The sequence below is a fragment of the Mucilaginibacter sp. L196 genome, assembly GCF_009765905.1.
Classification (GTDB): Bacteria; Bacteroidota; Bacteroidia; order Sphingobacteriales; family Sphingobacteriaceae; genus Mucilaginibacter.
This window is the reverse complement of sequence record NZ_LMUO01000009.1, coordinates 34,800-56,279: the sequence shown is the minus strand read 5'-3', so window position 1 is coordinate 56,279 and position 21,480 is coordinate 34,800. Positions and strand designations below refer to the sequence as shown.

20 protein-coding genes are annotated in these 21,480 nt (G+C 39.7%); 4 read left to right on the top strand and 16 right to left on the bottom strand.

Annotated elements, in window-relative coordinates; translation table 11 throughout:
• Nucleotides 1-24: 24 nt before the first annotated feature.
• From GSQ74_RS03730 to GSQ74_RS03705, 6 genes are all read right to left on the bottom strand, one after another.
• Nucleotides 25-3,141 carry a tetratricopeptide repeat protein gene (locus tag GSQ74_RS03730; protein ID WP_158990204.1) on the bottom strand — a complete coding sequence of 1,039 codons (3,117 nt, stop codon included), beginning with the start codon at nucleotides 3,139-3,141 and terminating at the stop codon, nucleotides 25-27.
• Between the two features lie 230 nt (nucleotides 3,142-3,371).
• Nucleotides 3,372-3,779 (bottom strand): PleD family two-component system response regulator, encoded by a 408-nt coding sequence (locus tag GSQ74_RS03725; RefSeq protein WP_254060806.1) that lies wholly within the window; start codon nucleotides 3,777-3,779, stop codon nucleotides 3,372-3,374.
• Nucleotides 3,780-4,281: 502 nt separating this feature from the next.
• A complete protein-coding gene (locus GSQ74_RS03720) occupies nucleotides 4,282-4,644 on the bottom strand; it encodes a PleD family two-component system response regulator (RefSeq protein ID WP_158990202.1) in 363 nt (120 codons plus the stop codon).
• Between the two features lie 195 nt (nucleotides 4,645-4,839).
• A complete protein-coding gene (locus GSQ74_RS03715) occupies nucleotides 4,840-6,042 on the bottom strand; it encodes a hypothetical protein (RefSeq protein ID WP_254060805.1) in 1,203 nt (400 codons plus the stop codon).
• A gap of 170 nt (nucleotides 6,043-6,212) precedes the next feature.
• A complete protein-coding gene (locus GSQ74_RS03710; protein ID WP_158990198.1) occupies nucleotides 6,213-6,692 on the bottom strand; it encodes a PepSY-like domain-containing protein in 480 nt (159 codons plus the stop codon).
• Between the two features lie 101 nt (nucleotides 6,693-6,793).
• Nucleotides 6,794-8,110: a gluconate:H+ symporter gene (locus GSQ74_RS03705; protein WP_158990196.1), complete on the bottom strand. Its 1,317-nt coding sequence runs from the start codon at nucleotides 8,108-8,110 to the stop codon at nucleotides 6,794-6,796.
• 242 nt (nucleotides 8,111-8,352) lie between these two features.
• Between GSQ74_RS03705 and GSQ74_RS03700 the strand changes: the two genes are divergently transcribed.
• Together GSQ74_RS03700 and GSQ74_RS03695 are read left to right on the top strand one after the other, a co-directional pair.
• Entirely contained in the window at nucleotides 8,353-8,883 is a 531-nt protein-coding gene (locus GSQ74_RS03700; RefSeq protein WP_158990194.1) for a VOC family protein, read from the top strand.
• Between the two features lie 55 nt (nucleotides 8,884-8,938).
• Complete coding sequence (locus tag GSQ74_RS03695) at nucleotides 8,939-10,165, top strand: multidrug effflux MFS transporter (protein ID WP_158990192.1); 1,227 nt, start codon at nucleotides 8,939-8,941, stop codon at nucleotides 10,163-10,165.
• A gap of 57 nt (nucleotides 10,166-10,222) precedes the next feature.
• Here GSQ74_RS03695 and GSQ74_RS03690 read toward each other — a convergent pair whose 3' ends face one another.
• The 6 genes from GSQ74_RS03690 to GSQ74_RS03665 form a co-directional block, all read right to left on the bottom strand.
• The gene (locus tag GSQ74_RS03690) at nucleotides 10,223-10,762 is read right to left on the bottom strand and encodes a hypothetical protein (RefSeq protein ID WP_158990190.1); all 540 of its coding nucleotides are present in this window, start codon (nucleotides 10,760-10,762) and stop codon (nucleotides 10,223-10,225) included.
• Nucleotides 10,763-10,987: 225 nt separating this feature from the next.
• Nucleotides 10,988-11,380 carry a hypothetical protein gene (locus GSQ74_RS03685; RefSeq protein ID WP_158990188.1) on the bottom strand — a complete coding sequence of 131 codons (393 nt, stop codon included), beginning with the start codon at nucleotides 11,378-11,380 and terminating at the stop codon, nucleotides 10,988-10,990.
• 42 nt (nucleotides 11,381-11,422) lie between these two features.
• Nucleotides 11,423-11,578 (bottom strand): hypothetical protein, encoded by a 156-nt coding sequence (locus GSQ74_RS03680; RefSeq protein WP_158990186.1) that lies wholly within the window; start codon nucleotides 11,576-11,578, stop codon nucleotides 11,423-11,425.
• 466 nt (nucleotides 11,579-12,044) lie between these two features.
• Nucleotides 12,045-13,040: an MlaD family protein gene (locus tag GSQ74_RS03675; protein WP_158990184.1), complete on the bottom strand. Its 996-nt coding sequence runs from the start codon at nucleotides 13,038-13,040 to the stop codon at nucleotides 12,045-12,047.
• Nucleotides 13,041-13,057: 17 nt separating this feature from the next.
• Nucleotides 13,058-13,831 (bottom strand): ABC transporter ATP-binding protein, encoded by a 774-nt coding sequence (locus GSQ74_RS03670; RefSeq protein WP_158990182.1) that lies wholly within the window; start codon nucleotides 13,829-13,831, stop codon nucleotides 13,058-13,060.
• A gap of 1 nt (nucleotide 13,832) precedes the next feature.
• Nucleotides 13,833-14,654, bottom strand: a complete 822-nt coding sequence (locus GSQ74_RS03665) for an ABC transporter permease (protein WP_158990180.1) — start codon at nucleotides 14,652-14,654, stop codon at nucleotides 13,833-13,835.
• Between the two features lie 201 nt (nucleotides 14,655-14,855).
• On the opposite strand from GSQ74_RS03665, the gene GSQ74_RS03660 reads away from it, so the two are divergent.
• A complete protein-coding gene (locus tag GSQ74_RS03660; protein WP_158990178.1) occupies nucleotides 14,856-16,088 on the top strand; it encodes a sodium:proton antiporter in 1,233 nt (410 codons plus the stop codon).
• A 59-nt stretch (nucleotides 16,089-16,147) separates the two neighbouring features.
• Complete coding sequence (locus GSQ74_RS03655) at nucleotides 16,148-16,417, top strand: hypothetical protein (RefSeq protein ID WP_158990176.1); 270 nt, start codon at nucleotides 16,148-16,150, stop codon at nucleotides 16,415-16,417.
• On the opposite strand, the gene GSQ74_RS03650 is transcribed toward GSQ74_RS03655, so the two are convergent.
• From GSQ74_RS03650 to GSQ74_RS03635, 4 genes are all read right to left on the bottom strand, one after another.
• Entirely contained in the window at nucleotides 16,418-17,584 is a 1,167-nt protein-coding gene (locus GSQ74_RS03650) for an MFS transporter (RefSeq protein WP_158990174.1), read from the bottom strand.
• A gap of 93 nt (nucleotides 17,585-17,677) precedes the next feature.
• Nucleotides 17,678-19,669: a type I pullulanase gene (gene pulA / locus GSQ74_RS03645; RefSeq protein ID WP_216846673.1), complete on the bottom strand. Its 1,992-nt coding sequence runs from the start codon at nucleotides 19,667-19,669 to the stop codon at nucleotides 17,678-17,680.
• 67 nt (nucleotides 19,670-19,736) lie between these two features.
• Nucleotides 19,737-20,435, bottom strand: a complete 699-nt coding sequence (locus GSQ74_RS03640) for a DsbA family protein (protein ID WP_158990173.1) — start codon at nucleotides 20,433-20,435, stop codon at nucleotides 19,737-19,739.
• 77 nt (nucleotides 20,436-20,512) lie between these two features.
• Nucleotides 20,513-21,397, bottom strand: a complete 885-nt coding sequence (locus tag GSQ74_RS03635) for a carbohydrate kinase (protein ID WP_158990171.1) — start codon at nucleotides 21,395-21,397, stop codon at nucleotides 20,513-20,515.
• Between the last annotated feature and the right edge of the window lie 83 nt (nucleotides 21,398-21,480).

The following is a 21,480-nucleotide window of genomic DNA, read 5'->3' as shown; positions in this document are numbered from 1 at the left end:
CTCGTGTTTGTGGTCATCATCCTGTTAATTACCATTGCCTGCAGGTTTAGTAGTTGTAGTGTCCGGTTTAACGTTTTGTGTAGTATCTGGCGCTGCTACAGGCGGCTCATAAGTTTTACCACTCAACGCAGCCAACTTTTGTTTAGCGGTTAGTAATATATCGTCGTTGCCTTTGTAGTTGTCAATTATACTTTGCAGTGTAGCTTTTGCCTGGAAGTTATCCTTTAACCCGGTATAATCATCAGCCAGTAAGATATAGGTTTTGGCGATCCAATAATCGTAGTTAGGAAAATCCTTAGCCAAATCGAAACATGTTTTTTGTGATGTTTTGTATCGATGTTTCAGGTAATCAATATAGGCTACGTTATATTTTGCCTCGGCAGCGGCAACCGTTTTGGTATTGCTTATAGTGTAATCAAATTCGTTAATAGCACGGGTGGTATCACCTTTAGCCAAATAAGCCTGACCAGCGTATAAGCCTGTTTTAAACTTATCTTCCTGTGATGACTTGTCGTTTGCACGTACTTGCTTCACATAGTTAAGTGCATCATCAGCCATACCCATTTGCGCATAGCACAATAACAGGTTATTTATAGCGAAGGTATAATCCTCTTTATACTCGGAGTTTATTTCCAGCTTTTTCAAAAACACCACCGCGTCATTATATTTTTGCTGCGCGATATAAAGCTTAGCCATGCTGATGAGTGATTTCTCGGTATAAGTGCTTGTCCAGTCGTTTAATATTACGTTGTAATCAATTACGGCATCGGCAGGTTTACCAAGAGCAACCAAACTTTCGGCCCTGATGAACCTTGCTTGTTTATTGTAGATAGGTTTGGTTGGGAACTTATCAAAATAAGCATTTACCGCATTTACGGTGCCATTCCAATCGCCACGCAGGTACAGGTTGTTCGCTGCGGTGAACATAATATCTTCCTGCTCAGCACTGGTGTAGTTACCTATAGGTGTGGTTGCCGCATAGGTTATAAAGGTTTGCGCATCGCCTTTATCGGTATATATTTTCTGGATCTGTTTCAGGGATTGCTTAGCCTCGTCTGTCGAAGAGTAATCCGCGATTACTTTTTTGAATGATTCAACAGCCAGATCATCATTACCGGCATTGTAATCTATCAAACCTATTGTCGCCAACGCCCGTGGCACATAGCTGCTATGCGGATATTTAGCGATCATGGCCTCCAGATCAGTTTTAGCTGTCGGACCATCATTTTTAAGGAAATAAGCATAAGCTATTTCAAACGATGCATCATCAGCATAATCGGAGTTAGGGAAACGGTTAAGCACTTCGGTAAGGGTGGCTATCTTATTATCCTGCGACCCCTGCAAGCCTTGTATTATGCCGCGTTGAAATAAAGCATAGTCTTCGCTTGAGTTATGCTTAGCTATGATCCTATCATAATATGTTAAGGCATCGTTATAGCTTTTTAGCACAAAATAACTATCGGCCAGGCGTGCTATGGCATCATTAGTGGTGGCGGTATCTTTTTCGTCGCCTGCTAAAAACTTCTGGAAGTAGGTAGCCGCCGTTCTGTATTTTTCGCCGCCAAATGCCGCGTAAGCCAAAGCATAATTGGCGTAGTTATGAACGTCTGTTTCCCTTGACTCTGGCATATCTAAAAACTGCTGGAAAGTCTCAACCGACTCATCATATTTGCGCACCTCATACATCGCCTCGGCCATCCAATAAGTGGTTAAAGCCGTAATTTTTGAATCTTCCGGGAATTTTAATGAACGAAGGAATATACCTATCGCGTTTTCAAATGCCCTTTCGTTGTAAAACTGCAAACCTCGGTAGTAAGCAACCTTTTGATAGGCGATACGCGCGCTTTGAGACTTGTTTTGTATCGGCTCCAAAATATCAACCGCTTCGGCATAATTGTGGGAGTTTAGTAACTCTTCGCCTAATAATATTTTAACTTCTTCGGTACGGGTTGACCGTGGGTAGTTCTTTAAGTATTTGCGTGTAGCGTTAAGCGCCTCTAAGTTAAAATCAAGCTCGTACGATAGTTTGGCGTATTGATAAAGCGCGTCTTCCTGTAACTTATAATCGAAATTTAGCTTAGATGCACCAAGGAAGGCGTTGCGGGCGCTTTGCTTGTTACCCATTTGAAGGAAAACATTACCAAGGGTATAATCACCACTTTGGCTGTAGATGTCATCGTGATCAACCAGTTTTTCCAGTTCAACAGCCGCTTTGGCATTGTTGCCGACCTTATAATAAGTATAACCAATTTCGTAGCTATCCTGTGTGCTTTGGGTTTTACCCTGATCTTCATCCTGGAAACGGCTGAAATAATTAACCGCTTTATCATAATCAGCCTTAGCAAAATAGGATGAGCCAACTATACGCAGCATTTCGGTTTCGTGCTGCTGGTGCGTGGTATTCAAGATTGGGATAGCGTAGGCAAGTACATCATCATAGCGCTTATCTAAAAAGTAAACGGCCGTGATGTAATATGGGTAGCTATCCTCGTATTTTTTAGAATTCTTTAATTTTTCAAAGTTCACCAATGCTAGATGGTAGTCTTTATTTAAATAAGAAATATAAGCGAAATAATAAGTAGCGTCTTCTGTGTATTTTGAATGGTGGTTTTTCACCTCAGCAAAAAGCTCCTGCGCATTTTTGTAATCGTTTATGGAGAAATACGCATAGCCTTTTAAAAACTTGTATTCGGTATTTTCGCTACCGCTTAACTCTCCTGCTTGTACCTTATCAAACCAGCGTAAAGCATCCTCATATTTTTGTTGTTTGAAATATGATTTACCTATCTGGAAATAAGCCAGCTTAGCTAAAGGGTTTTCGGGATATTCCTTTATAAAACGCAGGAACATGCTTTCGGCATCATCATTGCCTAATTGCAAGGCGCAGAAGGCCTCGTAATATTGAGCGTTTTCTTTTAATAACGATATTTCGGATTCAAACTGCTTTTGGGTGGTTGTTTTATATGTGGCGTTCTCTACCTGCCGGAATTGCTCGGCAGCCGATGCATATTTACCGGCATTTAGCAGATCGGTAGCTGTGCGGTAAGTTTTGTTTACCCAATAAGCTGGCGATTGCTGGGCATTTGACGACAAAACAAAGAATATGGATAATACAAAAGTGAGGTATTTGAGTTTCAACATAAGATGCGACTTACAAGTTGCTAAAATAGCGTTATCGTAAAAATGTAATCCACATTAGTAATTCACAAATGTGGATAAACAACGTTTTAACGATGCTAAATTACAGGTTGGTATTGATGTGGAAAAGTATTTTTTTAAAAGATTCCATATATGAGTTTACGGGAATCATAAAAGCGGGGCAACATTTAAATATACGAAAAATATGATTAACGTACAATGACTAAATTATTTTATGCTGCAGCTAACTGACGCTCAATAGAATTAAGCAATACATGCATATCAAATGGTTTTGCAATAAAGTCGTCGGGCGCGCCATTTTGTTTCATGCTATCAGCAATATTATGGCTTGCAGAAACTAAAATAACAGGAATATTATGGGTTTCAGCAGCTTGTTTAACGTTTTTACATAATACGCGGCCATCCATATCGCCAAGCATAATATCAAGTAATATTAAGTCGGGATGGCTTTTTTCTATTTGTTTGAATAGATCATGACCGTCGCTGAGTGTATCTACTTCATAACCTGAATCTTCTAAAATATAACGTAAAACATCTAAAATATCCTGGTTGTCATCCACCGCTAAAATCCTTTTCATTTCTATTACGTTATCGCCGAAATCATTTCCTGCTGCTTCCATATTATTATATGTACAATTCCTGTACCAAAATCATATAAATACCTTATTTTTAAACAGACAGGGGACTTTACCGCTTTATTGTGCGTATTATATACTAAATTTAACTTTTAATATATAATTTAAAGTATAAATTATCAGTGGGTGAGGCATAACCAGGGCAGTTATTCTGATTTTTTATAAGTCGGACGAAGTTTTATCCAATTTAATATTATAGGCTTTCTTGCATTTGGCGCAGAAGAAACGTCGCCTCGGTTTAACTATGGATATTACTTTTGCAAGAGAGCTGCGGTGCAATTGATAATGAAAATGAGATCCACATTTTGGACAAACGTAATCTTTGTAGGAGGTTAGATATTTATTCAAGCTTATATCGTATAAAAAATACGAATTACGCAATTTTTATTCGACTTATTAAAAAAAATCAACAATGTAACTAATTAAATACAAGCCTAGATTATGAATAACGTAATTAATTTATACTAACTACAAACCAGGCAATAATTTATTTCGATACTAAATTATTTACCTTTTCAATCAATTCGGTTAAATCAAATGGTTTGTTGATTATGGCATCGCAACCATAGGCTAAAAGCTCACTATCCCTGTTGATATAGGCTGAAAAAATAATTACCGGGATTGTATTAAATTTAGGATGCGCTTTTATTTGTCTGCATATCTCGCCACCGTTGGCTCCGGCTACACGATAATCCAAAATTACCAGATCAGGCAAAAATTCCTGAACCATTGGCAAAACATCTATGCCGCGTGTAACGCATTTAACATCAAATTGCTCATAAGCCAAGGTTTCCTGCACAATATCAAGGATATCCTGATTATCATCCAATACTAAAATACGTTTTAACATAGATTTTAAGTGACGACAAACAGGGGTGAATTTCTTATAAAGAATGATATTATCCTATAAATAAAGAGTATCAGGCTAATCTATTTGTGCTAAACAAATATAGTATTTTAAAGCACATTATTAAATATATGCAAAACAATTGCAACTATATAACAATCAAATAGTTATCTACATTTATTATATAGAAGTAAATATTTAAAAAGCCTCGCCAAGGTTTATAAGTATCGCCCCATAGTTTTTACTGAAGCCATAATCCAACGCAATATTTGTATTTGATTTTTTGTTGAACTTAATTCTGAGGCCTGCACCACCAGCCGGGTGCCAGTACACAAAACGGTTTGTATTTATCTCGCTGGTTGAGTTTATATTGGTAAAAGCAACAAAGCCTAATAGCCCATTGGCGGTAATGTCGCGGCGGTATTCGGCCTCAAAGTAAAATAAGCGCTGCCCGCGGTAACGGCTCTGCTCAATGCCCCGGCCTGATCGTTGATAAGGGTCCATGCCGATACTGGGCAGATCAAGATAAGGCGTGCCGGGTGTAAGCGAAGTCCAGTAATAGGACCAAAATGCCAGTATATTTTTAGGGCCGTTATTAGTAATTGCTATATACTTACGCAAATCGATATACAGGGATTGCCAGCTATTATCGCTACCCAACGGCACCGAGCTATAACGATATATTAAGTTGGCATAAAAGCCAGGCAGGGGGTTAAACAGGTTATTATCCTTACGGGTATCATATAATAAGTTAAGGGTTGGGCCCGAAGAAAAAGAGTTTTTATCGGCAGTTGTCCCATACTGATAACCCGTATAATTTCTGAAAGCATTTACATCTGTAGGTTTAATATCCAAATCGAGATAATAATCCAGATCGTAACCTATACCAACATAAAAATCATCATCAATACGCTTAAGCACACTTTGATAAAAGCGCACGTACTTATAATTAAGTAAAAAACCATCGCTTTCAGGTTTATTACCCGTTAGCCCCCATGTAGTAACCGGATATACCAAAAATCGAGTATCGCCCTGTATATTCCAATTGTCATTCTTTAACCAAATATTGGAATGAATAGGTATACCATATCGGCCTTTAAAATTAAAATAGGGTGTAAAACTTATGGTTGATATGCTGGTATTATCTTTATTACCCAAATAAAATGCACCGGTGGTTGATGTAATAAACGCCTTGCCAGGCCCCTGTACAACAGAACTACCAACAGGTAAAAACGAAAAATAGAAACGTTTTTTTTCTTCGCCCAAAGGGGGGCGGCTTTTGATTGTGAAAACGGAACGAAAAATATCAATCACATCACGTTGGGGGATGGTATCATCAGTAAACCGGGAGGTATCTATACTCCGATAGATGTTTTGTGCGAACAAAAGGCCAGGCATCATACAGAAAAAAAATACGAGTACCTTTTTTATCATTACTTATTAAACGGGGTTTTACAATTACTGTTTAGGGTATACATAATAACAGTTGAAGTTTTAATTAAGTATAATTAAACAAAAAAACACTCCTTTGCTGGGGAGTGTTTTTTGTAAACTTAAATATTTTTATTCGTTTACTGCCTGTTTGCAGCTACTAAATCGCCTTTACTATTAAAATATAGATTTTCGGTTTCATCAGAACCTACATTTTCGTAAGAAGTATTCCCGCTATGGTTATCAATCTGAACCATATAAATGTTGTGCATTGGTGTTTGAACCTTCGCAAGGTTATCAATGTGCCAACTTGCATATTTACTATGTTTTAAATATACCTGGGCCGGCATTGGCAGGGTTGATATGTGTTTAACATTTCTTTCGGTTTTAATCCAGTTTCCAGCTGTCGTGTAATATGCTTTATAGTGCCTCTTGTCCATATTGAACATAGCAATACAGGTATCATTTTTCATTTTCCAGTTCTTTAATTGCGCAGATGGGTATCTGGCCGAAAACGCGTTAGATACAGTCATTGGCTCCTTACTTTGAGCCATTGAGCTGTAAGACATAAACCCCATTACTAATACAAAAACAACTGTTTTTACGATTCGATTTTTCATGGCATTTTAATTTAATAATTACTAATATTCGTACATGAAACATGCCAAATACTATGTTTTTTATATTATTAAATTGTTACCCGCAATTAATTATTAAAGAATTATTTAACAACCAGATTAAGCAGTAAAACACCGGCCAGGCCAATAAATGAGACTAATGATTCCATTACCGACCAGGAACGAAAGGTATCCTTAACCGTTAGGTTAAAATACTCCTTAAACAGCCAAAAGCCCGAATCGTTAACATGCGAAAAAGCTAAGCTACCCGCCCCTATCGACAATACCATTAAATTAGGGTTTACATGGCCTTGCAGCACCAATGCCGATACAATACCGGCAGCGGTTAAACCGGCAATGGTTGCCGAACCTATACAGATCCGGATGATGGCAGCTATGAGCCAACCCAAAATAAGTGGCGACAGCGGGTAGGTTTGCAGCGCATTTGCAATTTGGGTTGTTACCCCGCTATCGGTAAGCACTTGTTTAAATGCACCCGAGCCACCGATAATAAGTAATATAAGAGCAATATCTTTTAGGGCATCGCCATAAATATCGCCCAACTGTTTCATGTTTTTTTGTTGGGTGATACCTAATGTAAAAGTTGCTACTAATAGCGATATGATCATCACTATGGCAGGATCGCCTATAAAAGACACTATTTGTAATAGTGGGCCTTTACCATGAATAACAAAAGGCAACAATGCCGTAAGCATTAGCAATATAACCGGAAGCAAGGCCGTAAAAAAGCTTTTGAAACTCCCGGGAAGTTTATCAGGTGGCAGTTCATCAGCCACGAACGTTTTTAGCGGCTGTGAAGGAATATTTTTAAGTGTTTGAGCAAATACCGGCCCGGCCAGTATAATAGCGGGTATGGCTATCATTAAGCCGTAAATAAGCGTAAGCCCCATATTGGCATGAAACATCACCACCAAGGCCGTTGGCGATGGGTGCGGTGGTAAAAAACCATGCGTAACTGACAATGCCGCCAGCATAGGTAAACCAATATAAACCGCAGGCAGTTTATATTTATAAACCACCGAAAAGATGAACGGTACCAACAACACAAAACCTATCCCGTAAAACAAAGGTATCCCCACAATAAAGCCTGTAACTACCATAGCCCATTGGATACGCTTTTCGCCAACGGCACTTACCATGGTTTCGGTAATTTGTTGAGCCGCGCCGCTAACAGCTATCAGCTTGCCTAACATAGCTCCAAGGCAAATGATGATGGCTAACTGGCCCAATGTATCGCCCAAGCCTTGTTGAACAGAAGCAATAACCTTACCCATAGGAATGCCCAATAATAAGCCAGCCAAAATGGATACGATTAAAAAGGCAACAAAGGGATTAAGTTTTGCCCAGGTAACCAGTATTACTAACAGAACAAGACAAATTAAGATAGATAGTATAGCCATTGATATTTATAAATATTTAATAAGCAAAGTTGTCAAAATAACTTCGGCAAAAGCCCCACCCAACCCTCCCCGGAAGGGAGGGCTTTAATAAAGACTGAAGCAAAAGTCTCCCCAACCGGGGGAGATTTAGAGGGGGCTTTTGCCGAAGCTTACACATCCCCCGCCTAAAGTAATAACAATTGTTGATTTTGAACTTTTTGCGGCCTACTATTTTATATTGTTGCAATGCTTAAATTGCATACATGAAAAAAACTGAAAACAATTCCCGACGCGACTTTATAAAGAAGTCGGTTACCGGGGCAGTTGCGGTCGGTGTCGGATTAAACATGTCTGACGTTTTTGCATTACCTAACCATCAAAAAAAAACAATTATGAGCGATCAACAGAAATCTCAATCAAAAAAAGTAACCGGCATTGGCGGTATATTTTTTAAAAGCGACGACCCGAAATTAATGAGGGAATGGTACGCCAAAAACCTTGGAATAGCGACTACCGACTACGGCGCCACTTTTGATTGGCTGGAAAAGGATGACCCTAAAAAAGAAGGATCAACCAGCTGGAGTCCGTTTAAAGAGGATACTAAATATTTTGAGCCTTCAAAAAAAGACTTTATGATCAACTACCGGGTAGAAGACCTTGAAGGATTAGTGGCGGATTTAAAAAGCAATGGGGTAACCATAGTAGATAAAATTGAAGACTCCCCCTACGGCAAATTTGTACATATACTTGACCTGGAAGGCAATAAAATTGAATTATGGGAGCCTGCTAAATAGCACCCATTCTATCAAACTGCAATTGTTACCTTTGTGCGCAGCTATTTATTAATACATGACCCGTAAACGTTACTTCTTTCTTATCCTGATATTGGGTCTGTTGACCGCGTTGAGCCCTTTTAGTATTGATATGTACCTGCCGGGTTTCCCGGCTATTGCCAAAGCCTTACATACCGACATTGGCCAGGTTGACCGCTCCTTATCCAGCTTTTTTATAGGCCTGGCATTAGGGCAGTTATTTTATGGGCCGATGATGGACCGTTTTGGCCGCAAGAGGCCATTATATTTTGGCTTGGCGCTTTATATTATTGTTTCGGTTGGATGTTTTTCTGCAACATCAATCAACACGCTTATCATACTTCGTTTTGTACAGGCATTGGGCAGTTGCGCCGCTGGTGTAGCCTCCATGGCTATGGTACGCGATATTTTCCCGGTTAAAGATAATGCCAAGGTTTTTGCTTTGCTGATACTGGTGCTTGGCGCATCGCCAATAATTGCCCCTACTGTCGGTAGTTACCTTACAGCGGCTTTTGGCTGGCAATCGGTATTTATTATGCTGATGAGTATTGCTATATTAATATTGATAGCAGTAATTTTCGCCTTGCCTGAGAGCTATAAACCCGACCCCTCTTTCTCCTTAAAGCCACTACCTATCATCAATAATTTTATATCCGTAATTAAAGTGCCGCAGTTTTATACTTATGCTATAACTACCTCACTGGCCTTTGCGGGGCTGTTTGCTTACGTAGCAGGGTCGCCTGCTGTATTTATGGATTACTTTCATGTAAGCGGCAAGGTTTACGGTTGGATATTCGCCTTCCTGTCAATAGCGTTTGTCGGCTCAAGCCAGCTAAACAATGTATTGCTGAAATACTTCAGGAGCGAAAGGATAGTGATCGTCGCCCTGATTGGCCAGGTTATAGTGGCTATACTTTATTTAATTGAATCACTAAACGGTTGGTTTGGATTGACCGGAACACTGGCAATGATATTCCTGATATTATGTGGTGTAGGTATCATCAACCCAAATGCTTCAGCGCTATCATTAGCGCCATTCTCTAAAAATGGAGGCACGGCATCATCATTAATGGGCGCTATGCAGTTGGGTATAGGGGCGCTGGCAACTTATTTTGTTAGTTTATTTAAGAACATTTCTCCGCTATCAATGGCGGTAATTGTTACAGCATCATCAGTTGTAGCTTTAGGCGTGCTACTTATTGGCCGAAGGTTTATTGTTGAGGAGATTAAACCGGACGCATCAGCGATGCCTGTGGGGCATTAATTTTTAATTGCGTATTCATTAAGCGCAACTAGCTGCGCTCGTCTGCTTGCAATTTCATTATCTATCCGAAGCGATATATAAGAACGTATTGACAAGCTTGCTGGCATCAGCAAGCTCTTTTACATTAGGATTCCTTTGAAATGAATAATCATCATATATAAACCTACGATAGTGTTCATTAACCTTAATGTTGAATAGCATCGGACTACAACAGTCCATTATAGCGGCCTTTTGAAGGCTAACATTCTTCTTCCTTAAGTTCGATAAGATTACATCCATACTTGGTTGGGTAAACAAACCTAAGTGTATAAGGCTATCAATAACAGAATAGGAACCAACAGCTATTGAATTTCGCTTAATAACTATTGACAGATATTCAGGAAGAGAGCCGCGACCTTTGCCTATTTCGATATATCTTGTAGCTACTGGGGCACGTCCTGTTGTTCGCTGAATAAAATACTGCTCCCACCAGAGACTGTCTTTATCGGCTTTTAAAACATTGATTTGATACTCATTAGTAGTCATCCCCGAATAGGAACACCTTACTTCAAACTGACAGAGAGACGATGACAATGGTTCAAGTATGTGATAACTCATATACATAGAATCTATCCTAAGCGTAAACGAATCATCTGAAGAACTAACAGTTTTATTGAATTTTGGTATTTTGTGTGTTTTACCAGCTAGCTTAATACTTAACTGAGCTGATGCAGAGGTTGTGATTACTAGTGCAACTAATAACCAGACAAGTGATAGGTAGGTCTTAATCATAGTTAAAAGTAGAAAAATAACTTTTTAAGTAATCACAAGATAAATAATAAGTTACTCTTTAACAGCCGTAACCCTTGTCCCCTCTTCCCCGAGTGTTTCAAACACTAAGTTTTTACCATCTATTTTTGAAATATAGAATGGGAATGTCCTTGATAAACCATCAGGCAGGTTTTCTGTATAATTGATGTTATTGCCATCCATGCGGAATTTACCATGTGTTAGCATCTTACCACCCCAAATAATGATCAGGCTATCGCTTTTAGTAAATTTGATATAAGGCGCCTGCACCTGCAGCTCATCTTGCGGTACACTACTTGGTGGTTTTTCATTAGGGTTTTCAACCTTTAAATACTTCCAGGTACCGTAAAGATCGGAAGATTTTATAGCTGGTTTACAAGATTGAATCAGCAGTATAAAGGCAACAAAGGGCAATATATATTTCATGTTAGATGATAATAATAATTGCCTAAATTAATAAAGATAGCCTTATAAATGCTTACGGGTGGCTTTAATTGTTTTAGCCTCGGCCTGTTTTACCTCATCTTTTTCGCTGATGGGTGGTTCGGTTTGTAGCTTAGTGGTATCAGGCTTTGCAGTTTGTTTTGCATCACCCTCTTTAAGTGGAGTTTCCTTCTGTTTCATAACTGCCTGTTTGATGAGTCAACAGTTTAGGGTAAAAATGGTTTGTCGCTGTTTTACCCTATCGCATATTGACCCTATCCTCCTCCTTTCCCTAGTATAGGGAAAGGTATCGCACGAGGCCCTGCTTTATCATACAAAGATTGTTTTGAGTCCTGTCGTATGATCTACCCTATCCTCCTCCTTTCCCTATTCTAGGGAAAGGTATCGCACGAGGCCCTGCGCTTTATATCGGGGGGAATTGCTTTTAAATTTCGATAAAAAACAGTGTAAAATTGATCAAAAACGAGCGAAAAACAACGCTTTTTTGACTGTTTTTGGGTGAAAAAACACGTTTTCAGGTCAAAAAAAGAGGTAATTTGGCACCTAAAATTGGCTTTTTAGTGCTTTTAAAGCAGTTTTTGGCCCCAAAAGTGTACCATTTGTACCAGGCGTACCATTCGTTTCGTGGTACAGTACGGTTAACAAATTATTGTTTGCCGACTTTCTTTAGGCTATCTGCTTTTGCTTTAGCCCGGTCTTTAAAGAAACCTTTTAAGAAGAAGTTATGCTGTGCGGCCTCCAGGTCATCATTCAGCTTAACTGAGCTTTGTTGCAGGTTATCAATGCTGGTTTGCACTTTAGCTGCACTGGCTTTGTCGTTTAATAAAACGCCCAAAACATTATCGGTGCTGTTTAACTTATTGCTGGCGGTATTAAGGTTATCAGTTAAGGTTTTGGCGTTGTCGGCAGCGGCTTTTAGCTGTGCAACCGCGCCTTGTATCCTGTTAAACGTAACAGTATCGGTAAACATCTTATCAGCAAGGCCGCCTTTAGTACTTAGTTTGCTGCTGAATTTGGTCAGGTTATTAGCCATTACCGCCGCGCTTTGTGTAGCAATTTGCAGGTTATGCATCGATTCCTTTAGCTGTACGCCCATCATACTATCGGCTAAAAGTGTGCCTACTGTTCCTTTGCCTTGTAATATTTTATGACTCAGTAATTTAAAATCGCTGGTTATGGCTAACAGGTTCTCGTTATTTTGCTGTACGGTTTTGATAATATCATCGGTAGAAACAATCTTCGCAGACTGCAATATGTCACCCTCACGAATAATAGGTGCTTGCGGGCTTCCGCCATCAATAACAATGATCTTGTTACCGATTAATCCGTCGGAACCAATGTGTACCTGCGCGTTATCATGAATATACTGGCGTGAATTTTCGTCAACACTCATTTTAACATCAACCTGCGATGGGCCGGTAAAATGTATATCGCTTATAGTACCCACTTTTACGCCTGAGAACCAAACGTTATTGCCTTTTTTCAAACCGGCAACATCATCAAACACGGCGCTTATATGTACGCTTTTTGAAAAGCTTTTTGACTGACCGCCTAATGTAAATACGCCTAGAATGAATACAATTAACCCAACGGCTAAAAATAATCCGACTATTACCGCGCGCCTGTTTTCTCTTAAATCCATAATATTATGGTAAATATCTATTTTATAAAATTATAATCAAAAAATGGTTTTATCCGGGCATTATCCGTATCAAAAACATGTTCAAACGAACCTTCCCGTTGAAATTTCCCATCAAGTAACATAGCAATCCTATCGCCTGTTTGTTTAGCACAGGTTAAATCGTGCGTAATAATGATGGATGATGTTTTATAACGCTCCTGTACCTCATTTATCAGCTCGTTTATCTCGATGCAAGTAATCGGGTCAAGACCTGCTGTTGGTTCATCATACAGCATTATTTCAGGGTTCAATATCAACGTACGGGCAATACCAATACGCTTGCGCTGCCCGCCTGATAGCTCCGATGGCATTTGGTTGATGGTTTGCGATAAGCTTACCGCTTCCAAAACCCGTTCAACTGATGTATCAATCTCCTTGCGACCAATCCCTCTGCGGTTACGCACTAGCGGAAACTCCAAGTTCTTCCTAACCGTCATACTATCATACAAAGCACTGTTCTGAAAAGAAAACCCGATTCGTATACGCAATGCCTGTAATTCCTTAGTAGTTAGCTGGTCAATCTTCTGCCCTAATACCTCAACAGTACCAGCATCAGCCTGTAATAAGCCTGATATTACTTTAATCAATACCGATTTACCTGTACCCGACCGACCCAGCACCACCAGATTTTCGCCCTGATATAATTCCAGGTTGACACCACGTAATACTTCATAATCGCCAAAAGCTTTTTTAAGCCCATGCACACGTATTACCGCGTTTTTATGATCTATAGGTGCTTTTTGCTTTTCCATATTATCTGAACCAGCTGGTTATTTGCACAATGGTAATTTCTTCAATAAATATTAAAAACATAGCTGTAACTACAGCGCCGTTGGCTGCTTTCCCCACTCCCTCAGTGCCACTGCTTGAATTATAACCTTGATAGCAACCTACAATACCAATAGTAAACCCAAATACAATGGATTTAATTAAAGCGGCTGTAAAGTCAATAAAACTTAATGGATCGAAAACCTGGCCTATATAAGTACGGTAACTGGTACCCTCATTTACATACACGTTTAAAAAGCCCCCAAGGATGGATATTAAACCAGTATAGGTAGCCAAAATAGGAATGGTTAACGTGGTAGCTAATACCCTTGTACAAACCAAAAACTTAAAAGGGTTTGTACCCGATACTTCCATGGCATCAATTTGCTCGGTTACCCGCATGGAGCCTAATTCGGCACCAATACTTGAGCCTACCTTACCCGCGGCAATAAGCGCGGTTACCAGCGGTGCAAGGGCACGCATAATGGCTATAGATACTAACGATGGCAACCACGATGTTGCACCAAACTCAGCCAGTGAAGGGCGTGATTGTTTGGTAAATATCAACCCGACAATAAAACCCGTTAGTGATATTAGCGTGAATGACCGAACACCTGTTTCATAACATTGCCTTATAATTTCTTTAAACTCATAAGGGGGCAAAAAGGCTTCTTTAAAAAAGCGGATTATGAAGCTATTGATATTATAAAGACTGGCAAAAAAATCAGTCAGGCTTTTTCTAATGCCTGCAAATCGTTTTTGCTTCACGGGTTCTGGTATTATGGGTGTGGTATCAGTTGTATCCATCAATTGGGGACAAAGGTATTAATATGCGAGTAATGATTAAGTAATCTTACAAAAAATTAACCCATATTGTTTGACACGAGTGTATATTTTAACAATTATTATAAAAATATGATAATTGAATATTGACATAATATTAAGATTTACCCACTATACTCCATATTAAAGTATTTATAGTAAATTGGGGAGTCTAACATTTACGCATTGGAAATATATCAAATAATATCCGTAATCATTTTCCTTACTGCCGTTTTTGCCTATGTTAATGAGCGGTGGATTAAATTGCCGGGAACTATTGGGATAATGATATTGGCTATGTTTTCATCGTTGCTTATTGTTTTAGTCGGCAACTTAATACCAACATTTTCAACAGAAGCACATAAGCTTGTAGCCAATATTAATTTTGAACAGGTGCTGATGAAAATAATGCTTGGCTTTTTACTATTTGCCGGGGCGTTGCATATTGATGCTAATAAACTTAAAAATGAAATATGGCCTGTAATTATCCTATCTACAATTGGCACATTTATTTCAACCTTTTTGGTAAGTATCATGGCTTATTATCTCTTTCAGGTGTTTCAATTCGCCATACCTTACATCTATTGCTTATTATTTGGAGCATTAATATCGCCCACCGACCCTATTGCGGTTATGGGGATACTCAAAAGAGTCGGCATACCAAAATCGCTCGAACTTAAAATTGCTGGTGAATCATTATTTAATGATGGCGTGGGCGTAGTAATCTTTTTAACAATACTGGAGATTGCCACAAATGGCATGGACAAATTCTCCATAAGTAGTACAGCCTTGCTTTTTGTAAAAGAAGCCGGTGGCGGAATAGTTTTTGGTGGCGCAATAGGTTATTTAGCTTATTTTTTGATTAAAGCGATAGACAATTATAGTGTTGAAGTGCTTATTACCCTAACCGTGGTAATGTGCGGGTATGCGCTGGCGGATCATTTTCACCTTTCGGGGCCATTGGCTATTATTATTGCCGGTATTATTATTGGCACAAAGGGTAAGCGCGAAGGTTTTTCTGAAATTACCCGCGACCACCTGCTAAAGTTTTGGGATATGCTGGATGAAATATTTAACGCGATTTTATTTTTGTTGATGGGCCTGGAAATGCTGGTGATAAAAATTGATCCAACTATTATGCTCATTGGCTTTATAATGATATTTGTAGTTTTATTTGCTCGATATATTTGTGTGTTATTGCCAATAGTTGTTTTGCGGTTTTGGATAAAATTTGAAAAAAATGCTATCGCGATGTTAACTTGGGGCGGATTAAGGGGCGGCCTTTCGGTAGCCATGGCATTATCATTACCCGAAGCTATGCACAGGAATGAATTTGTATTGATTACCTACCTCATCGTAATTTTTTCAGTAGTTGTGCAGGGCCTCACCATTGGAAAACTAGCAAAAAAAAGCAATTAATCACCTGCAGTATAAAACCATTCGCGCGCAGATTCCTTAATAAGAATAAATTATCTGCTATGAATTTTTATCAGCAAAAATGGATCGACACCCTGAATCATGCTCATTTACAGGGTTGGAAAATCAGCCCACAGGGTGATGATATATTTATTGAGATGCCCAACATAACCGACATTAAATTGATCAGGGATAATATACCAACCGCGCTTGGGGCCATGTCTTTAGATATAGAAGAAGGTAAACAGCGTATAAAGTTTATATTCCACAACGGGCACGAGCAATTTGAGTATTTGCTAAACCCCGACGAGGACGATTTAGACAAGGAATAGTTACAATTTGGCTTTGGTTGATAAAACAACTACGCAAGTGCCCATAAAAGCAATAAATACAAATGATGCCCTTAGCGTAGCTAAACCCGCAATAAACCCAATTATTGGCGGGCCAAACAGAAACCCGATGAACCCTATAGTTGATACCGCTGCTAAAGCCACACCAGGAGTCATAGTTTTTGACCTTCCTGCAGCGCTATACACCATGGGTACTACTGACGAAACACCCGCTCCCACCAATAAAAAACCAGCCATGGCTGTATAAAAATAGGGGAATATAACAGCAATTAATAAACCCGTAACGGTTAATGTACCACTGGTTTGTAAAATACGCCTCAAACCGTAACGGTGGGCAAACCAATCAGCAATAAAGCGACCACCGGCCATGGTACACATAAATGCGGTGAAACCTATACCTACCAAAGCTGTTGGGGCTAATACCACCTTTTTAAAATAGATAACACTCCAATCAAACATAGCCCCCTCACAAATCATGGAACACATAGCGATTATACCCAGCGTGATTAACGATTTATCAGGCATTACGAATACCGGGCCACTATTGGTTACTTTATCATCTTTAAGGTATTTGGCAGTTAAAATGATCGTCACTATCACAATCCCGGTTATCAATATAAAGTGATGCAGCGGCACAATTCCGTTAGCTATCATAAATGTACCAATGCCCGCACCTGTAAAACCGGCTAAACTCCACAAACCATGAAAGGATGCCATGATAGGCTTTTTATACATAACTTCGGAAGCAACTGCCTGGGTATTAACAGCGATATTTACCGTATTACTTGCAAAACCAAAACATATTAAACAACCTATTAGCTGCACTACATTTTGCGCCAGGCTTAAGCTGATTAATGCAAGGCTATATACAACAAGTGCTATGATGAGCAATCTTTTACTGCCGATAATGGTAATGATCCAACCGGAAAACGGCAAGGAACACATTAACCCAACCGGAAGCGAGAACAACACGGCGCCCAGGCCTGCATCAGACATGCCCATTGTTTGTTGTACCGTAACAATACGCGATGCCCAGCTGGCGAAACATAATCCTGCAAGGAAAAACATTACACCAACAACCAACCTTAGGGTAAGTTTCGATCTTTTATATTGAACTTCTATTATGTTATGTGTTATTATATCTTCCATCTACTAAGTGTAACAAGTACACTTTGCAAAGGTATTTAATAATATTTATATAGAAAGTAAAGAAACGGTAATGTTTTATATCATCGTTTTCAATTAATCATGCAAAATATAAGCGGTAATACCTGGAATAATAACTGATGAACCGCTCACCAGTTTGCCAGCATCGTCTACCTTATTGCCATCACTTACCAAAGTCCAGTTACCAGCCGGGATGTTAACAGTTTTTGCATCCTTGCTGCCATTCAATACTACTAATATCGTTTTCCATTTATCGCCATTGGCGTTGTCGGTTAATTGATAGGCTATGGTTGATGGGTCACCAGTTTCGATAAAATTCAAATGCCTGCGGATCATTCCGGCAGTTGGCATCCTGAATGCAGGATGATCTTTACGCAAAGCGATCATTTGCTTATAGTAGTTAAATACGTCGGCATACTTTGTTTTGCGGCTCCAGTCTATTTCATTGATATTATCGGGCGAGTTGAATGAATTTGCTACCCCTTGTTTAGTACGCAACAACTCCGCCCCTGAATGCAAAAATGAGATCCCTTGCGAGGTAAGTACAATCGCGTTGGCCAGCTTATCCATCTTGATCAGGTCAGCTTCTGATGCATCCGGGTTTTCAATCTTCAAGCGATCAAATAACGTATTATCATCATGACAGGAAGCATAGGTTATCGTACCATAAGGTTGCTTTGCCCATGGAGCTTTGGAATCATCAACTTTACTGTAATCTATCTGCGGGTGCTGCACCGATGCCACAACTCCAAACATCACGCTCATCTTTGAGTTTTGATCGCCGCTTACAAAGCCTTTAGCTTTTACATTGCTAAAACCACCTTTTAACCCATCGCGAATATCATCGCTGAAAGCAGCTACCTCATGCAATTTCAATACGTTCTTTTTAACAGCCCGTTTATCTTCAGGATAAGGGCTTTCCCCTGCTGTCCATCCTTCACCATAAATTACAATACTTGAGTTAATGGCGTGCAATGTATCGCTAATCGCATTCATGGTTTTAATATCATGTATCCCCATTAAATCAAACCGGAAGCCATCTATATGATATTCACGGGCCCAGTATAATACCGACTCCATCATAAACTTGCGCATCATCGGCTGCTCTGATGCGGTTTCGTTTCCACATCCTGTCCCATTAGAGTAACTACCATCGGGATTGTGACGGTAGAAATACCCCGGTGCGAATTGTGTAAAGTTAGAATGATCAATATCAGCTGTATGGTTATAAACCACATCCAATATCACCCGTAATCCGTTAGCGTGCAGGGCTTGCACCATCTCCTTAAATTCTTTTATCCTTACATTACCATCGTACGGATTGGTCGAATAACTACCTTCGGGTACATTATAGTTTAGCGGATCATAGCCCCAATTGTATTGCTTTTCATTAGGCTTGGTTTCGTCTATCGAGTTAAAATCAAAAGCGGGTAATATGTGTACATGCGTAATACCCAATTCTTTTAAATGAGCCAATCCTGTTGATTGGCCATCCGGACTTTTGGTATTGGTTTCGGTTAACCCTAAAAATTTGCCTTTATTTTTTATTCCTGAATTTGGATCGATGGAAATATCGCGGATATGTAGCTCGTAGATAACCGCATCTGTTAGTTTTTTAAGCTTAGGGCTTTTGTCCTTATTCCAACCTGTAGGGTCAGTTGCTTTTAAATCAACCACCATACCACGATGACCGTTTACGCCTACTGCTTTCGCGTAAATATCAGGCGCCTCTAACAACCATTTATCATCCTGCATCACCTGGAAGGTATAGTATTTATTTTTGACATTATGGTTGATAACCGTTTGCCAGCTGCCTCCGCTTTTTTTAACCAGATCGATTTCTTTTACGGGCGATCCACCTTCGCCGGCATCATACAAACGCAGTTTTACAACCGAAGCTTTCGGCGCCCAAACTTTAAATACAGTCTTTTTAGCTGAGTATTTAACACCCAACTCCCCATTATAAACAGGATATTTTTCTGGCTTGATAGTGGTTTGTGCTAATGTAATGGATGTAAGCGCCATAAATACCATAACGCCTGCTACTCCGGATTTTAAAATGCTCATAATTGGTTGTTAAGCGAATGAGCAAGTTTAATAAAAAATGTTTGAATTGGGAACGATTTCGGTTATGTTAACAATTTCCATCAGGGCCACAGCTATCGCCCTCAATAATATCGAGCTTCGGGTTTTCCTGTTGCCATTCGGTAAATGCTTTTTCAATGGTTTCCTCAAAAACGGGAACAGCTTGTGCACCCGAAATACCATACTTCCTATCCAACACAAAAAATGGCACCCCACGAACGCCGAGGCGCTGCGCTTCAATAATATCTTCTTTTACCTCGCCGGCATAAGCATCGCTTTCCAAAGTTTGTTTTACTTCGGCAGCATCAAGACCAATCGCTGTACCTAATTCAATTAGTGTGTTTATATCATCGGTATTTTTACCATCGGTAAAGTAGGCTTTGAATAATTGTTCTTCAGCGGCATCACCCAAACCGTGTTTCTTAGCCAGGTGACTAAACCTATGTGCGTTAAAACTATTAGCTACTATCGCTTTGTCGAAGTTATAAGTTAAACCTGCCTCTGCCGCCATACCGGTAACATGGGCATTCATTTCTTCGGCTTGCTCTAAAGTCCAGCCTTTTGCTTTCGCGAGGTATTGATTGATGTTGGTGCCGGGACTGGTAACCATATCCGGATTAAGCTGAAAGCTTTTCCATTCAACTTCTATTTCATCTCTGTGGGGTGATTGTGCCAATGCATCCTCAAACCTTCTTTTGCCGATATAACAAAACGGGCACATCACATCCGACCATATTTCAACCTTCATATTTTTGCTGTTTATCTACACAAAAATAGGTTAAGCATACAGCTTTATAGTAAGTGAAAAGTAAAAAAGAAGGGCTCTTAGCTTTGCATTATGCGGTTGATCTCCTGCTCATCATAAATCGGGTTTGCACCGCGTTTACTGGTAACAAAAGCACCTACGGCGCATGCTTTTACAAGTAGTTTTTCCATTGGTTCGCTAGCTAAAATGCCTGCTACAAAAGTAGCCAGGAATGCATCACCTGCACCTACAGTATCTACCACATCAACCTTAAAGCCGGGATGTTCATAGTAATCGTGATCATGCCAGATGATGGCACCGTTTTCGCCACGTGTTATGCAAATAGTTTTTGGATGAAACTTAGCGCGGAATTCAGCAATAATGTCTTTCAACGAAGCACTGCTGCTACCACCGATTAACAGGCGGGCTTCTTCCTCATTCATTTTTACAACCGTGGCACGGGCCGCAAGGTTTTCTATAGTACTAAGCGTATAATGTGGGGCACGAAGGTTAACATCGAATATTCTTAATGCCTTGGTTTCGTCTAACAGATTCAGCAATGTATTGCGGGTAACATCGGTGCGGCAAGCCAAACTACCAAACACAATGGCATCTGAATTTACAGCGGCATAAGTAAGCGTTTCTGTAGTTTGAATATTATCCCATGAAACAGGTTGCGGAATGATATAAGTAGCCTGCCCTTTGTCGTCAAGCTGTACGGTAACCTCGCAGGTTGGTAAGGTTTCATCCCGCTGAATCGTATTTTCTGAATAAAGCCCGTTTTGCTTCAAAGCGTCTACCAGTTTATTGCCTGATTCGTCTATTCCTACACGACTTGCGAAGCCAACATTAACATGCTGTTGAACCAGATGTCGCGCTACATTCATTGGTGCGCCACCGGCTATTTTCTCGCTTCCAAAAGTATCCCATAAAACCTCGCCGAAGCATAGTACTTTCTTATTCATATATATCTGCAATTAGCAACGAGGTAAAGGTAAAGGGTTTTTATTATGTTTGTTAAACTAAACTTTTATTAATGCTTGGTGGC

Excerpts from the sequence above, each read along its gene's own strand:
- GSQ74_RS03695 (WP_158990192.1), top strand. The coding sequence starts at position 8,939 with ATGACCCGTAAACGTTACTTCTTTCTTATCCTGATATTGGGTCTGTTG.
- GSQ74_RS03635 (WP_158990171.1), bottom strand. The coding sequence starts at position 21,397 with ATGAATAAGAAAGTACTATGCTTCGGCGAGGTTTTATGGGATACTTTT.
- GSQ74_RS03700 (WP_158990194.1), top strand. The coding sequence starts at position 8,353 with ATGAAAAAAACTGAAAACAATTCCCGACGCGACTTTATAAAGAAGTCG.
- GSQ74_RS03650 (WP_158990174.1), bottom strand. The coding sequence starts at position 17,584 with ATGGAAGATATAATAACACATAACATAATAGAAGTTCAATATAAAAGA.
- GSQ74_RS03675 (WP_158990184.1), bottom strand. The coding sequence starts at position 13,040 with ATGGATTTAAGAGAAAACAGGCGCGCGGTAATAGTCGGATTATTTTTA.
- GSQ74_RS03720 (WP_158990202.1), bottom strand. The coding sequence starts at position 4,644 with ATGTTAAAACGTATTTTAGTATTGGATGATAATCAGGATATCCTTGAT.
- GSQ74_RS03665 (WP_158990180.1), bottom strand. The coding sequence starts at position 14,654 with ATGGATACAACTGATACCACACCCATAATACCAGAACCCGTGAAGCAA.
- GSQ74_RS03685 (WP_158990188.1), bottom strand. The coding sequence starts at position 11,380 with ATGAAATATATATTGCCCTTTGTTGCCTTTATACTGCTGATTCAATCT.
- GSQ74_RS03725 (WP_254060806.1), bottom strand. The coding sequence starts at position 3,779 with ATGGAAGCAGCAGGAAATGATTTCGGCGATAACGTAATAGAAATGAAA.
- GSQ74_RS03715 (WP_254060805.1), bottom strand. The coding sequence starts at position 6,042 with ATGATGCCTGGCCTTTTGTTCGCACAAAACATCTATCGGAGTATAGAT.
- GSQ74_RS03670 (WP_158990182.1), bottom strand. The coding sequence starts at position 13,831 with ATGGAAAAGCAAAAAGCACCTATAGATCATAAAAACGCGGTAATACGT.
- pulA (WP_216846673.1), bottom strand. The coding sequence starts at position 19,669 with ATGAGCATTTTAAAATCCGGAGTAGCAGGCGTTATGGTATTTATGGCG.
- GSQ74_RS03710 (WP_158990198.1), bottom strand. The coding sequence starts at position 6,692 with ATGAAAAATCGAATCGTAAAAACAGTTGTTTTTGTATTAGTAATGGGG.
- GSQ74_RS03680 (WP_158990186.1), bottom strand. The coding sequence starts at position 11,578 with ATGAAACAGAAGGAAACTCCACTTAAAGAGGGTGATGCAAAACAAACT.
- GSQ74_RS03705 (WP_158990196.1), bottom strand. The coding sequence starts at position 8,110 with ATGGCTATACTATCTATCTTAATTTGTCTTGTTCTGTTAGTAATACTG.
- GSQ74_RS03690 (WP_158990190.1), bottom strand. The coding sequence starts at position 10,762 with ATGAGTTATCACATACTTGAACCATTGTCATCGTCTCTCTGTCAGTTT.
- GSQ74_RS03730 (WP_158990204.1), bottom strand. The coding sequence starts at position 3,141 with ATGTTGAAACTCAAATACCTCACTTTTGTATTATCCATATTCTTTGTT.
- GSQ74_RS03640 (WP_158990173.1), bottom strand. The coding sequence starts at position 20,435 with ATGAAGGTTGAAATATGGTCGGATGTGATGTGCCCGTTTTGTTATATC.
- GSQ74_RS03655 (WP_158990176.1), top strand. The coding sequence starts at position 16,148 with ATGAATTTTTATCAGCAAAAATGGATCGACACCCTGAATCATGCTCAT.